The 14,273-nt window shown below is 40.8% G+C and carries 12 protein-coding genes and 1 other RNA gene; 8 read left to right on the top strand and 5 right to left on the bottom strand.

Features of this window, described 5'->3' with window-relative positions:
* Positions 1 to 33: 33 nt before the first annotated feature.
* The 4 genes from GR160_RS11470 (at position 34) to GR160_RS11455 (ending at position 5,101) form a co-directional block, all read left to right on the top strand.
* Positions 34 to 1,761, top strand: a complete 1,728-nt coding sequence (locus GR160_RS11470; protein WP_160750001.1) for a phospho-sugar mutase — start codon at positions 34 to 36, stop codon at positions 1,759 to 1,761.
* Positions 1,761 to 3,590, top strand: coding sequence for an ABC transporter ATP-binding protein (locus GR160_RS11465; RefSeq protein WP_160750000.1), 1,830 nt, complete (start codon positions 1,761 to 1,763; stop codon positions 3,588 to 3,590). The genes GR160_RS11470 and GR160_RS11465 overlap by 1 nt, the downstream gene beginning before the upstream one ends.
* 183 nt (positions 3,591 to 3,773) lie before the next feature.
* Positions 3,774 to 4,400, top strand: coding sequence for an HAD family hydrolase (locus GR160_RS11460; RefSeq protein ID WP_160749999.1), 627 nt, complete (start codon positions 3,774 to 3,776; stop codon positions 4,398 to 4,400).
* A 2-nt stretch (positions 4,401 to 4,402) separates the two neighbouring features.
* Entirely contained in the window at positions 4,403 to 5,101 is a 699-nt protein-coding gene (locus GR160_RS11455; RefSeq protein WP_160749998.1) for a hypothetical protein, read from the top strand.
* Between the two features lie 111 nt (positions 5,102 to 5,212).
* Here the strand turns inward: GR160_RS11455 and GR160_RS11450 are convergent, their stop codons facing one another.
* The 3 genes from GR160_RS11450 to GR160_RS11440 are packed head-to-tail and all read right to left on the bottom strand — an operon-like array spanning position 5,213 to position 10,188.
* Positions 5,213 to 5,944 carry a hypothetical protein gene (locus GR160_RS11450; protein ID WP_160749997.1) on the bottom strand — a complete coding sequence of 244 codons (732 nt, stop codon included), beginning with the start codon at positions 5,942 to 5,944 and terminating at the stop codon, positions 5,213 to 5,215.
* Positions 5,945 to 5,993: 49 nt separating this feature from the next.
* Positions 5,994 to 8,486 (bottom strand): TonB-dependent siderophore receptor, encoded by a 2,493-nt coding sequence (locus GR160_RS11445; protein WP_160749996.1) that lies wholly within the window; start codon positions 8,484 to 8,486, stop codon positions 5,994 to 5,996.
* Positions 8,470 to 10,188: a M23 family metallopeptidase gene (locus GR160_RS11440; RefSeq protein ID WP_160749995.1), complete on the bottom strand. Its 1,719-nt coding sequence runs from the start codon at positions 10,186 to 10,188 to the stop codon at positions 8,470 to 8,472. Before GR160_RS11440 ends, GR160_RS11445 begins: the two co-directional genes overlap by 17 nt.
* 177 nt (positions 10,189 to 10,365) lie before the next feature.
* On the opposite strand from GR160_RS11440, the gene GR160_RS11435 reads away from it, so the two are divergent.
* The 4 genes from GR160_RS11435 (at position 10,366) to rny (ending at position 12,752) form a co-directional block, all read left to right on the top strand.
* The gene (locus GR160_RS11435) at positions 10,366 to 10,656 is read left to right on the top strand and encodes a hypothetical protein (RefSeq protein WP_160749994.1); all 291 of its coding nucleotides are present in this window, start codon (positions 10,366 to 10,368) and stop codon (positions 10,654 to 10,656) included.
* 7 nt (positions 10,657 to 10,663) lie between these two features.
* Positions 10,664 to 10,954 (top strand): cell division protein ZapA, encoded by a 291-nt coding sequence (locus GR160_RS11430; protein ID WP_160749993.1) that lies wholly within the window; start codon positions 10,664 to 10,666, stop codon positions 10,952 to 10,954.
* A 54-nt stretch (positions 10,955 to 11,008) separates the two neighbouring features.
* A non-coding RNA gene (ssrS, locus tag GR160_RS11425) (6S RNA) lies at positions 11,009 to 11,114 on the top strand.
* Between the two features lie 51 nt (positions 11,115 to 11,165).
* Positions 11,166 to 12,752: a ribonuclease Y gene (gene rny, locus GR160_RS11420; protein WP_160749992.1), complete on the top strand. Its 1,587-nt coding sequence runs from the start codon at positions 11,166 to 11,168 to the stop codon at positions 12,750 to 12,752.
* A gap of 496 nt (positions 12,753 to 13,248) precedes the next feature.
* Here rny and GR160_RS11415 read toward each other — a convergent pair whose 3' ends face one another.
* Both GR160_RS11415 and GR160_RS11410 read right to left on the bottom strand, forming a co-directional pair.
* Positions 13,249 to 13,809 carry a fasciclin domain-containing protein gene (locus GR160_RS11415; protein ID WP_160749991.1) on the bottom strand — a complete coding sequence of 187 codons (561 nt, stop codon included), beginning with the start codon at positions 13,807 to 13,809 and terminating at the stop codon, positions 13,249 to 13,251.
* 152 nt (positions 13,810 to 13,961) lie between these two features.
* The gene (locus GR160_RS11410) at positions 13,962 to 14,273 is read right to left on the bottom strand and encodes a DUF3467 domain-containing protein (protein ID WP_160749990.1); all 312 of its coding nucleotides are present in this window, start codon (positions 14,271 to 14,273) and stop codon (positions 13,962 to 13,964) included.

The raw sequence follows: 14,273 nt of genomic DNA, 5'->3' as shown, positions 1-14,273 counted from the left end.
TTTTAACACCAATCACACATTATAAAATAAAGTATGGAAATCGAAAAGACAATACTGGACAAAGTAAACGTATGGCTTAGTCCCGTTTTTGATGCCGAAACGCAAACTGCCATTAAAGACATGATAGCTTCGTCTCCAAAAGAACTGGAAGACAGCTTTTATAAAAACCTTGAATTTGGCACAGGCGGAATGAGAGGCATTATGGGCCCGGGCACAAACCGCATCAATAAATACACACTGGGCAAAGCCACACAGGGTCTTTCTGATTATTTAAAAGAGCAGTTTCCCGGAGAAGAAATTAAAATAGCTATTGCTTATGACTGCCGTAACAACAGCGACACGCTTGCAAAAGTGGTTGCCGATGTTTTCTCTGCTAACGGAATTAAAGCATATGTTTTCTCTGAATTACGTCCAACACCTGAGCTTTCTTTTGCGGTTAAATACCTAAAATGTCAGGCAGGTATTGTTCTTACAGCATCTCATAACCCACCTGAGTACAACGGCTATAAAGTGTACTGGCAGGATGGCGGTCAGTTAGTGCCACCACATGACAAAGCTGTTATAAAAGTTATTGAGGCTTTAGAATATGACCATGTAAAATTTGAGGCTAACGACAGTCTTATAGAATATATTGGTGCAGAAATTGATGCCGAGTTTATAAAATCGTCATTGATAAATGCGTCGTTCAACACACCATCTGAAGCTAAGGAAAAACTTAAAGTGGTGTACACACCGCTTCACGGAACATCGGTTAAGCTAATACCGGACCTTTTGGAAGATGCAGGCTACAGTAATGTAAACATTGTTGCAGAGCAGGCTGTGCCAAACGGAAACTTCCCTACGGTAAAATCACCAAACCCTGAAGAACCGGAAGCTTTGACCATGGCTATTGCATTAGCAGACCAAACCGATGCTGATATTGTTATTGGTACCGACCCTGATGCTGACAGGCTTGGCGTGGCTGTGCGCAATGGCAATGGCATTATGACGCTACTTAACGGCAACCAGACAATGGTGCTTATGACCGAGTTTTTGCTTAACGAATGGAAAAAACAAGGTAAAATAGACGGCAAACAGTTTATTGGCTCTACCATTGTTTCTACCCCAATGATGCAGGAACTAGCCACTGCCTATGGCATTGAGTGCAAAGTAGGCCTAACGGGCTTTAAGTGGATCGCTAAAATGATAGTTGATTTCCCGGAGCAGGAATTTATTGGTGGTGGCGAAGAAAGCTTTGGCTACATGGTAGGCAGTGCCGTGCGCGATAAAGACGCTGTAACTTCGGCATTATTATTGTGTGAAATTGCTGCACAGGCAAAAGCTAATGCAAGCTCATTATATCAGGAACTTTTAAAGCTGTATGTAAAATACGGTTTCTATAAAGAGCACCTTATTTCTTTAACCAAAAAAGGTAAAGACGGTGCAGCCGAGATAAAGCAAATGATGATAGACCTTCGCGAAAACCCTCTTAAAGAAATTAATGGTCAGCGCGTGGTTATGGTAGAAGATTACCAATCGTCTGTTGCTACAAACCTGCTAACTGAAGAGAAAGAAGAAATAGACATGCCAAAATCTGACGTGTTGATCTACTACCTTGAAGACGGCAGCAAAATATGTGCACGCCCAAGCGGCACTGAGCCTAAAATTAAGTTTTACTTTAGTGTAAACGAACCACTGGACGATGTTGCCAACTTTAAAACGGTTGAAGCGGCACTCGACCAAAAAATTAAGAATATTATTGCCGAAATGGCGCTTAACTAATGGATGAGAATTTAAAAAAGTTAATTCCATACACTACAAAATACAAAACCAATATCATTTGGAACGTAACGTTTAACGTGCTTTATGCGTTGTTCGGAACGTTAGGGATGGTATTGGTTTTCCCTGTTTTAGACGTGCTTTTTGGAGATGGCGAAAAAGTTTCACAACTGCCAACCTACCACGGAATTACAGAAATTGGCAACTATGCCAAACAAACACTGTTTTATTATGTTACCAAGCTAAACGGTACTAAAGGCGCAAGCTACTCGCTTATGCTAACCATATCGCTGGTAATTATTACGTTTTTATTTAAAAACCTGTTTAACTTCCTGGGGCTTCAACACCTCATGAAATTAAAAACAGGTGTTTTGCGCGACCTTCGCGATAAAATGTACAGCAAGATCGTAGAACTGCCTGTATCTTACTATTCTGAAAAAAGAAAAGGAGATGTAATGGCACGCATGTTGGGCGATGTAAACGAGGTGCAAAACTCGTTTTTTGTAATGCTTGAGCTTATTGTTAAAGAGCCGCTAACCATCATTTTTTCGCTTATAGCAATGTTTAACATTAGCTGGAAATTAACGCTGTTCGTTTTTATATTTATCCCTCTTTCGGGGCTGCTTATTTCTAAAATAGGTAAGTCGCTAAAAGGGCAGTCTATAAGGGCGCAACAGGAAAATGGTTTCCTTATTTCTATTGTGGAAGAAACGCTTAGCGGACTAAAAGTGGTCAAAGCCTTTAACTCTGAAGCTTATTTTAAAAACATCTTTACCGGCTCTACATCGCGCCTGTACACCTTGACCAATAAAATAGGCAAGAAAAACAACCTTGCCTCTCCCCTCTCAGAATTTTTGGGCATTGTGGTTATATCTGTATTATTGTTCTATGGCGGCATCCTTGTACTGGAAGACGGCTCTTTAAAAGGTTCACTGTTTATAGCATACATTGGCTTGGCATACAACATACTTACACCTGCAAAGGCCATATCTAAAGCTGCCTATCAGGTAAAGAACGGTACCGCTGCGGCAGAGCGCGTTTTTGAAGTACTTGAAACCCCTAATGCAATAGCCGACACAAAAACATCTGTGAGCGTTACCGAATTTAAAAATGGTATCTCGGTAAAAAATGTAACTTTTGCTTATGAGGATCAGGAAGTACTTAAAGATTTCTCGCTCGAAATACCTAAAGGGCAAACCATAGCCCTTGTTGGGCAGTCAGGTTCTGGCAAAAGTACTATTGCAAACCTGTTGCTCCGTTTCTATGACATTTCTAAAGGCAGCATTACCATAGACGGCACAGAGCTGAAAGACATAAAACTGCATGACATGCGCGAACTGTTTGGCCTTGTAACGCAGGACAGCATTATGTTTAACGGCACTGTTGCAGACAATATTCGTATTGGTAAAATAAACGCTACTGACGAGGAAATTTATAATGCGCTTAAAATTGCCAATGCGCTTGAGTTTGTAGAAACCCTGCCTCAGGGGATCGAAACCAATATTGGCGACTCGGGCAGCAAGCTGTCGGGCGGACAAAGGCAGCGTCTTAGCATTGCGCGTGCAGTGCTTAAAAACCCTCCGGTTATGATACTGGATGAGGCTACCTCTGCCCTTGACACCGAAAGCGAAAGACTCGTACAGCAGGCATTAGACAACATGATGAAAAACCGCACATCGGTAGTAATTGCACACAGGCTAAGCACCATACAAAAAGCCGATAAAATTGTGGTAATGCAAAAAGGCCGCATTGTAGAGCATGGCACACACGATGAGCTTATTGCCCTTAACGGCACTTATAATAAGTTGGTAATGATGCAGAGCTTTGAATAAGTTTATTTGTCTATTTGATGATTTGGTAATTTGAAAATTCTCAAACCTACTTCTGACATCAGACTTTCGACTTTATAAACTTTTGACTTAAAGAAACTTTAAGACTAAATAATGGTTAAGGATAGCTGCATTTTTTGCAGCTATTTTTTTATACCGTATCTTTAAACTTAAATTTTCTAATACATGCCCATTCAAGCTATTATATACGACCTTGATAACACTATTTTTCCGGTAAGTGCCATTGGCGATAAACTATTTGGCCCGGTGTTTAACCTCATTGCTGAGAGCGGACAACACAACGATAGCCTCGAAGCCATTAAAAAAGCAATTATGCGAACTCCTTTTCGCATTGTGGCAGCACGCAATAATTTTAGCGACGAACTTACTCAAAAAGCTATAGAACTACAGGAAACCCTTACGTTTGATGAAGCCATTGATACATTTGACGATTATCCGGAGATACATACCATTGATGCCGAAAGATTTTTGGTTACTACAGGTTTTCGCAATATGCAGCTAAGCAAGATAAACCAGCTTGGGATTGAACACGACTTTAAAGAAGTGCACGTGGTAAACCCCGTTGAAAGCAGTAAGAAAGAGGTTTTTGCGGGTATATTAGAACGGTATGATTACAAGCCTACAGAGGTGCTTGTAGTAGGCGACGACCCGGAGAGCGAAATAAAAGCAGCTAAAGATCTTGGCATTGCTACAGTATTGTATGACAAGAATAATATAGCCGATGCCCGTGAGGCCGACCATAAAATTGAACATTTTAAAGACCTGAAAACCATTATTAAAAGCTACCGTTAATTATGTATGTACATACTGACGATATAACCATCCCACCGCAGGATACTATTGTATGGAAGTATCTGGACCTGTCTAAGTTTTTAGACCTACTGCTGTGCAGGCAGATGTTCATGTCGCGTTCGGATAAATTTGAAGACCAATATGAGGGCACTTTCAGCGAGCCTACTTTTGAGGAAATTAAGCGTATATCTCAAAACAATCCTGACTTTTTGGATTACTATAAATCACAGCGCAAAAATGTAGTGATAAGCAGCTGGCATATTAACGAATATGAAAGCTATGCCATGTGGCAGATATTTACAAAGAACAATGAGGGCCTTGCCATACAAAGCACTATAGGAAGAATGCAGCAGGCTTTATATCCTGAAAACCGCTACGAACAGCACATTGGTGAAGTTCGTTATATTGACTACAAGAAAGAATATATTCCGTTTGACAATAACTTTTTCCCATTCCTCTTTAAACGCAAAAGCTTTCAGTATGAGCGCGAGGTGCGCATAGTAAGCGACCTTAGTAAGCACAACCTGACTATAAACGAAGGGGTAAAAACCAACGTAGACATTAACCAGCTTATAGAGCGCATTTACATACACCCTAAATCAGAGAACTGGTACAAAAATTTGGTAATACAGCTAATGCAACAGCTTGGCTTTGATTTTCAGATCGAAAAATCAGATTTGGAAAGTGATATTTTGATTTAGGTAGAGACGTTGCAATGCAACGTCTAAAAAGTCCAAAACGTTGCGATGAAAGGTCTAATGACTATTGACTCTGCAAAACTGAGGTGTGTTAGACGTTGCATTACAACGTCTCTACGGGGCTACCGGTTCATAGGTAACGGTCCATTCAGGCTTCATCAAATCGATGTAATGGTAATGCACCTTATCATTTTTATCAAAAGCACCATTTTTATTGATGTCTTCTATCGTTCTAAAATACAGGCGGTTTAAATCGTCAATAACGCTCCAGTCTACGAGTTCCTGTACATCTTCAGACAACTTCCTGAAACCTTTACCGCTAATATCGCTAATATATAACGACTTAATATCATTACTGTCCAGCTTTCCATCCTGATTGGTATCAGCATCGGTAAGTGTATATACAAGAATTTGCTTTTTTGTTTTTTCAAAAACCGTATTGAGATAGGTCGCTGTCTGTATCTGTATTTTTTTATCTGTCAGCGGATAAAGCGCTGTAGAATCTACATGCTGAAATTTAAGATTCTCGAAATAGCCCGTAATTTCAAAACGATTGTAATTAGATATGGCATAGCTTACATTGCCATTAGTGCGGCTGGAGCCATAACTGCGGTTAGTATCATCATATACCCTTATATCGCCCACAGGATGTATAAGATATTTTGTACCCTCCATGTGTACCGGAAGATCGGCCACTTTTATCTGCGAAGAATCCGTCGCTTTAGGCTGAGGCTGTGCAGCTTCACGCGGTTTTTCATAAATTACCTTCGGCTTGGGCTTCTCATCTTTACAGCTCATAAAAAGAACAGTTGTAAAGATCAAGGTTATAATGGAGGCTATTTTCATTGTTGTGTTATGATGACTCTACCAAAAATAAGCAAAAAGTTTCAAATATTTATATTCTTGCCATAAGCTTAAGACTAAACACACGGCTTGTAAGGTAGTTAGGAATACCATACTGGCTTTTTGTATATACATCGCGTACCCATGTATTGGTAATGGAGTTTTGGTTATCGAACAGGTTGAATATCTCTAAACCAAGGCTAAGCTCTTTAAAAGGCTGAAGCCATTTTGCTTTTGGAACAGCAATCTTGGCATCGGCACGGTTAACAAAAACATACGAAAAACCGGCATCGGCACGACGATAATCGTTCAGGCGCGACTGGTATGCATACGGATTTGCATAGGAAGGAGACCCGCCCGGCAAGCCTGTATTATACACCAGATTGAGATACATTTTAAGATTGGGAATGTTAGGCACATAATCCTGAAAAAGTATGGCTGCCTTAAGCCTTTGGTCTGTTGGGCGTGCTATATATCCCCTATCGTTAAGGTTTTCTTCTGTTTTCATGTAACCAATACTTACCCACGATTCAGTTCCGGGAACAAACTCTCCATTCATCCTCAAATCCAAACCATAGGCATAGGCAGTAGCGTCATTATTCGCCCGATAACGAATACGCACATTCTCTAAAGTATAGGTATTTACATTATCCATCTTTTTATAATATGCCTCGCTTATCAGTTTAAACGGCCTGTCCCAAAGTTTAAAGCTGTAATCGTTACCTGCCACTATATGTATAGACTGTTGTGCCTTTACATTAGAGCGCACCATACCTACAGAATCTCTAAGCTCCCTGTAAAACGGCGGTTGGTGGTACATACCTCCCGACAGGCGGAAAAGCATATCCATTTCCCATTTAGGTTTTATAGCAAACTGCACTCGTGGGCTAACAGTTACCTGGCTCTTGCCATTGCCTGCCCTGGTGTCTACCTGCCACTGGTGGGCGCGTGCACCTGCGTTTAAATATACTTCGCTATTACCCCAATTGGTACGGTGGCTCCACTGCACATAGCCCGACAGTCTGTTTATGGTAACAAAATTGGTTTGCCTCACATTTTGATAAGGCACCAACTCTCCTGTAAAAGGATTATAAGGCTGGTCGTTTCTAATATCTACCACAGGAGGGCGGATAGAAAATCCTGCCGAATCGATAACTTCCCATTCTACAAGACGGTCCCGAATATCCTCTCGGGTATATTTTGCCCCCCACTCTACCTGGCTTTTGCCTAGTTTATGGTAGCCTTTAACCTCTGCATTAGCAATAAGGGCATCGAGGTTGTTACGGGCATGGTTAAGCTGAGAGCCCACTGCACGGGCAAACTGTATATCGCCAAAAGTTTCAGAGCCTATATTTGTGTCTACATCACCAAGGGCATACTGTGCCAGGATATCGAAATATTCCTGCTCCTGAGTATGATACACCGACCCTATAAATTTAAGGCTGAAGGTATCTGAAACAATATATTTAGAAGTAAAAGCACCAAAGAAAGTTTGGTACTCATCTTTTTCCTGTCCGTCATAAATTATCTGCAGGGCAATAGGATTGTCTATGGTACCAAAATTGGTTTGCCTTGTTAATGGCTGGTAATGATATTTGTTTTGAGACACATTACCCAAAAAGCTAAGCTCCCACTTTTTATTAGGATTAAAGTTTATAAGAGCCTGTATATCGGCAAAGGTTGGTTTAAAGTTCGTCTCGGTTTCCTGGCTGTTTACCAACAGGCTGTTATCGCGATAGCGCGCACCCACAATACCGCTCCACCTTTTATCTTTGCTCGCACTTTCTACAGTAAGGCTTCCGCCCAAAAAGCTGGCTTCTAAAGCAGCACCAAATTCTTTTGGGGTGCGGTAGGTAATATCCAGTACAGAAGACATTTTATCGCCATACTTAGCCTGGAAACCTCCGGCAGAGAAATCTACATTCTCCACCATGGCGGTATTGGTAAAGCTCAAACCTTCCTGCTGGCCTGAGCGGATAAGGAATGGGCGGTAAATTTCTATGTCGTTAACATATACAAGGTTTTCATCAAAGTTACCACCACGAACGTTGTATCCTGTGCTGAGCTCATTATTGCTGTTTACACCTGCAAACGATTTTAAGATATTTTCGACACCTGCATTAGGCCCTACCATAGCACGTATAATCTCCGGCTGAACCACAACAATACCTTCTACATTTTTGCGGCCTTTATTATCTATAACTACCTCGGGCATATTAATAACCCCGGGCGTAAAGGCAAAATTAAACTCAAGGCTTTCGCCCGGTGCCATATCGCGCAGGTTTACATACAGCCCCTGAAAGCTAATGTGAGAAAACCATACGGTTACTTCTTCCATAACAGGTACTTCGAGCGCATACACTCCGTTTTTATCGGATGTTGTTTCTTTGCGTCCCTTACTGCTGTCATAATAAACAGAGACGCCTTCCAGTGGCTGGCGTTTTTCGTCGAGGGCCACACCATAAATAAAAGGCAATCTTTGCGCAAAAGCGGTACAGCTTAATAATAAAATGAGTAAGGTTATAAGCTTATTTATTGTTTTCAACAGAGGTTGTATTTTGTGTTCGGAAAAAATGTGTTTCAAAGGTAGTACTATTTCCTACATTATCAGTCACCGTAATTTTTAAATCGTTGCGCCCTTCGCTCACTACTCCGTCGCTAAAGTTGTGGTATATAAGGCGCGTTTTATAGTCATAATGCATTAGTATCCATTTGCCGTTAAGCCAGGCATCATAAGTTGCAATACCGCTAAGGTCGTCGCTAATTTTAAAACTTATCCTGTCGTAAGCTGTTAGCCACTTCCCCTCTGCAAAGCTTGGACTGTATATTTTTGGAGGGGTAACATCCTGTGCAAGCTTATAATTGCCCAACAGCTTTACTTTGGCAGTAAGCCTGCCGTCTTCTATATAGCTGTCGTTATAGTTTATACGCTTATTGGTAAACCCTGCAATAAATGTTTTTTGAAGCTGGTCTTTTGGAATCCCATTTACATCAAACGAAACTGTTACGGCAGTGTGTACCGGAACCGTAGGATTGTGTAGGTGCAGCACAGAATCTTTTACATCAAAATCCATGTAAAAATCTTCGTAAAATGCATTGGCCGGAATAAAGACCGATACATTGTTCTTGCTGTAATTATTGTCGTTTGCCGCCTTTACAAAATAAGGTGTTACATGCTTTGGCGGGTTTACCACCGATGGCTTATCTGAATATTGTATCGTGCCGTTAACAATGGCATTGTTGCCATGAAAATCGTAAATCTCTATCCTGAAATTCTGTAATGTATCGGGCGTCACATTATACTGCCCGTTGCGGCTGTTATGTTTAAGCAGCGAAAGGGGGTATGGCGTTCTTACAAACAGTTTTTGGTAGCGCTGCCCCGTGCTGTAATAACGCTGATAGTCTATAAAATTGTTTATGTAGCGCGATTCATCAAACGCAAAAGAACTAAAGGCATAGCTAAAATGCGGGCTGCCGTTAAAAAATGTCTCGGCCTTATAAATGCCATTGTTGCCCATGCTTCCGGTAGACTTATCGGTTGCGCTAATGCCAAACCCTATTTTACCTTTTGCATAGACCCTATCGGCAATATAAGTACCATCGGGCTGAAGCTTTAGATTAATGATCGTCGGTGTCCTGCTTTCGTTCACTACGGCATCATCGCTTAAAGGATACACCATTATTCCATGAATTGTTGGCGGTTTGGTGTCCTTCATTTTTTTGTTGAGCCCAAACAATAACGGATTAATGATCATCTCGGTCTTGGTATCGCGATATTCAAAATGCAGGTGTGGGCCGCCTGAGCCACCCGAATTACCCGAAAGCGCAATAAGCTCGCCCTGGGTAACCGTAATTTCTCCCGGCTTAGGAAACATTTCTATTTCAAAAGATTTCTTTTCATATTGTTTCGCCCTAACATAAGCTTCTATTTTAGGTGCGTAGGCACTCAGGTGTCCATAAAGTGTGGTAAAACCGTTAGGATGATCTATATATAAAGCCGTACCATAGCCATAGCTCGATACTTTTATGCGCGACACATATCCGGCAGCAGCGGCATATACAGGCAATCCTTCCTTTTGGTTGGTCCTGAAATCCAGCCCTGCATGAAAGTGATTGGTGCGCAGTTCGCCAAAGGTTCCGGAGGGATGAATAGGAATATCCATGGGGCTACGAAAATAGTCCTGCGGATAAGGGTTTTGAGCCCACAGTGTTACACTGAATAAAACGAACAGAATACAAAATCTCATTGGGCTAAAATATAAAAAAGCGCAAAAATAACCGTACGGTTTAGCTTAAACTTATAACTATTTACGCCGCAAATTATTACGCCTTTACGAAAAAAAATGAACATTTTTTCGTGTTGCTCTTGTTTCTCATTAAAGTAATATTAACTTTGTACAATGATGTAATGAATTTAGCTGTGCATGGGCGAAATATCCAAAATAGTTGATTCTATTGATGGTAAGCTTATTAAGCTTGCCCAAAAAATGCAGGGCCTCAAACAGGCTAACGGCAGGCTTGAGGATGAACTGTTGCAAAGGCAATCGCTTATTAGCAGGCAGCAGGAAGAGATAGAGATGCTTAAACAGCAAAACGAATCTTTAAGGATGGCTAATTCATTACTGGGCAGTGACGACAATAAGAGAGAAACGAAACTCAGGATAAATTCATTGATTCGAGATATTGATCATTGCATAGCACAACTTTCTGATTAGGGAGGCAATGGACGAAAAACTGAAAATAAAAATATCAATAGCAGACAGGGTGTACCCTTTAACGGTAAATCCTTCGCAGGAAGAAGGCTTAAGGAGTGCTTCCAAGAAAATTGATGCCATGATAAAGCAGTTTGAAGAAAACTATGCAGTGAGAGATAAGCAGGATGTGCTTGCCATGTGTGCACTACAGTTTGCAGCACAGGTGGAGCAAAAACAACTGGACAAATCGGCTGATGCCGAAGAGACCATAGAAAGACTGCTGGAAATGGATAGTAAACTGGGTGACCTTCTTACATAAAAATACGTTCTTAACATACAAACGATACTGCCTACATTAGTACTTTTTTGATAAACTCAACGCCAATTCTTTAAATGGGTGAATCGCCGCTACTAAAGCAAGCTGCCTCGAGCAGATCCTTGAACAGCGGGTTAGCCTTAAACTTGTCTTTAAAGAGTTTATACAATTATACACTGATGTAGGCTTTTTTTATATATACAAATAACACGATATGGATACAACACTTTTTATATTTATTGGCATTATTGCCGGCCTTGCCATTGGTTTTGGCATTGCAAAGACATTTGAAAAGAAAAAAGCCTCGGGCGTGCTGGAAGATGCAAAAAGGGCACTTGAAGACGCAAAAAAAGAAGCAGGAATTATACTTAAAACTGCCACTACAGAGGGAGAGAACCTTAAAAAAGATAAAGAGCTAAGAGCTAAAGAAAAATTTCTTGAACTTAAAGCCGAGCATGAACAGGTAATATTGGGCAAAGACAAAAAAATTGCCGAGGTAGAAAAACGTACCCGCGATAAAGAGAGCCAGGTGTCTAATGAGCTTGCCAAGACCAAAAAGCTAAACGACGAACTTGAAGCCAAGACTACCGATTATACAACCCGCATAGAGCATTTAGACAAAAAACAGCAGGAAATAGACCGCCTGCACAAAAGCCAGGTAGAGCAGCTTGAGGTTATATCCGGCCTGTCTGCCGATGACGCTAAAAACCAGCTCATAGAAAGCCTTAAGGCTGAGGCCAAAACAAGCGCTATGAGCCACATACAGGAAACTATAGAAGAAGCCAAGCTTACTGCGCAGCAGGAGGCTAAAAAGATAATTATCGGTACTATACAGCGTGTGGGTACAGAGGAAGCGGTAGAAAACTGTGTATCGGTATTCAACATAGAATCTGACGATGTAAAAGGGCGTATAATTGGCCGTGAAGGGCGTAACATCCGAGCAATTGAGGCCGCTACAGGTGTAGAGATCATTGTAGACGACACTCCGGAGGCTATCATCCTTAGCTGTTTTGACCCTGTGCGCAGGGAGGTGGCACGACTGTCGCTACACAAACTGGTTACAGATGGCCGTATTCACCCGGCACGTATTGAAGAGGTGGTTGCAAAAACCACCAAACAAATTGAAGACGAAATTATAGAAGTAGGTAAGCGTACTGTTATAGACCTTGGTATACATGGCCTGCATCCTGAGCTTATAAAAATTGTGGGAAGGATGAAATACCGTTCTTCTTACGGGCAAAACCTGTTGCAGCACAGCCGCGAGGTATCTAAACTTTGTGGTATTATGGCTGCCGAACTTGGCCTTAACGTTAAACTTGCCAAACGTGCCGGACTACTGCACGATATAGGTAAAGTGCCGGATGCAGAGAGCGACCTTCCGCACGCTTTACTTGGTATGCAATGGGCTGAAAAATATGGAGAGAAAGAAGAAGTTTGTAACGCCATTGGTGCTCACCACGACGAAATTGAAATGAAATCGCTGCTATCGCCAATCGTACAGGTGTGTGACGCTATTAGTGGCGCAAGACCGGGTGCAAGGAGACAGGTACTTGATTCTTATATACAGCGTCTTAAAGACCTTGAAGACATTGCCTACGGTTTTCAGGGCGTTAAAAGTGCCTATGCCATACAGGCAGGCCGTGAGCTTCGTGTAATTGTAGAAAGTGAAAAAGTGAGCGACGATATGGCTTCTAACCTTTCGTTTGAAATATCGCACAAAATACAAACCGAAATGACTTACCCGGGACAGGTAAAAATTACCGTTATCAGGGAAACAAGGGCAGTTAATATTGCAAAATAAAGACGCTCAAAGTCTTAGAATATATAGATTATAAAGAGAGCTGCCGTGAGGTGGCTCTTTTTTTGTGGGTGTTATTAATATATTTTTTAAATTAGTTGTAGTTACGTGTCTAAAAAAGGAAGACAATCTCTTTATACTGATCTATTTTATCAAAATTTATAATTTCTAAAATAATTAAGCTGTGAGAAATACATTATATTATTTTTTAAAGACATCTCTAACAATAATCTTTATAATACTTGGGCTGGAATTACTACGAAGACTTTTTTTTGACAATGTAGATATAGGCTATTTTTCAATTCCGTTAGCCGTTATTCTTTTTGTATTTTTCTTGGTGAAATTTTCAAGACGAATAAAGGTCAGAAAATAATTATTCTCTACAAAAATCCTTCCTACCGAATAAATCCATATCTATACAAATTCATCAAGAATGGAATATGACATATAAAAAACCCACTCTTTCGAGTGGGCAAAAAATATTCGGGGGCAAAAATCTTTAACTTTTGGGCATTAAAACAGTGTCGACAACATGTATAACGCCATTACTTTGATTAACATCAGTAATAGTAATCTTGGCTTTACCGCCCTTTTCATCTATCACCCAAACATCTTTACCATCCATTTTAAACCAAAGTTTACCGCCCTGCACTGTAGTAACCTCTGCTTTACCTCCACCCTTTTTAATGGCAGCCATTACATCGGCAGCACTCCATTTTCCGGCCACCACATGATAGGTTAGTATCGTTGTAAGTTTCTTTTTATTCTCGGGCTTAACAAGTGTTTCAACCGTCCCTTTAGGCAGTTTATCAAAGGCTTCATTTGTTGGTGCAAAAACAGTAAAAGGACCTTTACCCTGAAGGGTTTCAACAAGCCCTGCCGCTTTAACAGCAGCAACAAGCGTTGTATGGTCTTTAGAGTTCATGGCGTTCTCTATAATGTTTTTATTAGGATACATGGCTGCACCACCTACCATTTTAGTTTTTTGTGCAAATGAAGCAGATCCTGTTAACATGGTAAAAGCTATAACAGCTACTGATAAAATTTTTGAAGTTTTCATGGTTTGTTCTTTTATGTTTATAAAGACAGATACGCTATAAAACAAATCATGGTTTTTTTAACAGGATATTTTTTAGAAAAGATTAACTTTCTATCTCAGCCAAAAATCAAATCTATAAAAAAACCCACTCTTTCGAGTGGGTTTCGTATTTATTAAGCCTGACCTGCAGGGCCAAAGCTTAGCGGAATTTGCGGTTGCTCCGTATCGGTTATAGTACCGTGAGCACTTTCAAAGCGGTGGATGTTCTCGCCTAATGCCTTAAATAGCCTTTTGGCATGTTGTGGCGTTAGTACAATGCGCGATTTTACCTTTGCTTTGGGTATCCCCGGCATAATGGCTACAAAATCTACAACAAATTCTGATGCTGAATGGTTTATTATAGCGAGGTTGCTATAAGTACCTTCGGCAGTTTTTTCGTCCAGTTCAATGTTTATTTGACCCGGTTGTTGTTTTTGATCGCTCAT

This window comes from Flavobacterium sp. Sd200, assembly GCF_009826935.1.
GTDB lineage: Bacteria > Bacteroidota > Bacteroidia > Flavobacteriales > Flavobacteriaceae > Flavobacterium.
Note: the sequence above shows the minus strand (reverse complement) of the source record. Positions and strands in the feature narration are given on the sequence as shown.

What these genes read in the sequence shown, in the direction of transcription:
- GR160_RS11470 (WP_160750001.1), top strand. Translation starts at nt 34, where the DNA reads ATGGAAATCGAAAAGACAATACTGGACAAAGTAAACGTATGGCTTAGT.
- GR160_RS11455 (WP_160749998.1), top strand. Translation starts at nt 4,403, where the DNA reads ATGTATGTACATACTGACGATATAACCATCCCACCGCAGGATACTATT.
- rny (WP_160749992.1), top strand. Translation starts at nt 11,166, where the DNA reads ATGGATACAACACTTTTTATATTTATTGGCATTATTGCCGGCCTTGCC.
- GR160_RS11460 (WP_160749999.1), top strand. Translation starts at nt 3,774, where the DNA reads ATGCCCATTCAAGCTATTATATACGACCTTGATAACACTATTTTTCCG.
- GR160_RS11430 (WP_160749993.1), top strand. Translation starts at nt 10,664, where the DNA reads ATGGACGAAAAACTGAAAATAAAAATATCAATAGCAGACAGGGTGTAC.
- GR160_RS11450 (WP_160749997.1), bottom strand. Translation starts at nt 5,944, where the DNA reads ATGAAAATAGCCTCCATTATAACCTTGATCTTTACAACTGTTCTTTTT.
- GR160_RS11440 (WP_160749995.1), bottom strand. Translation starts at nt 10,188, where the DNA reads ATGAGATTTTGTATTCTGTTCGTTTTATTCAGTGTAACACTGTGGGCT.
- GR160_RS11435 (WP_160749994.1), top strand. Translation starts at nt 10,366, where the DNA reads ATGGGCGAAATATCCAAAATAGTTGATTCTATTGATGGTAAGCTTATT.
- GR160_RS11415 (WP_160749991.1), bottom strand. Translation starts at nt 13,809, where the DNA reads ATGAAAACTTCAAAAATTTTATCAGTAGCTGTTATAGCTTTTACCATG.
- GR160_RS11410 (WP_160749990.1), bottom strand. Translation starts at nt 14,273, where the DNA reads ATGAGCGATCAAAAACAACAACCGGGTCAAATAAACATTGAACTGGAC.
- GR160_RS11465 (WP_160750000.1), top strand. Translation starts at nt 1,761, where the DNA reads ATGGATGAGAATTTAAAAAAGTTAATTCCATACACTACAAAATACAAA.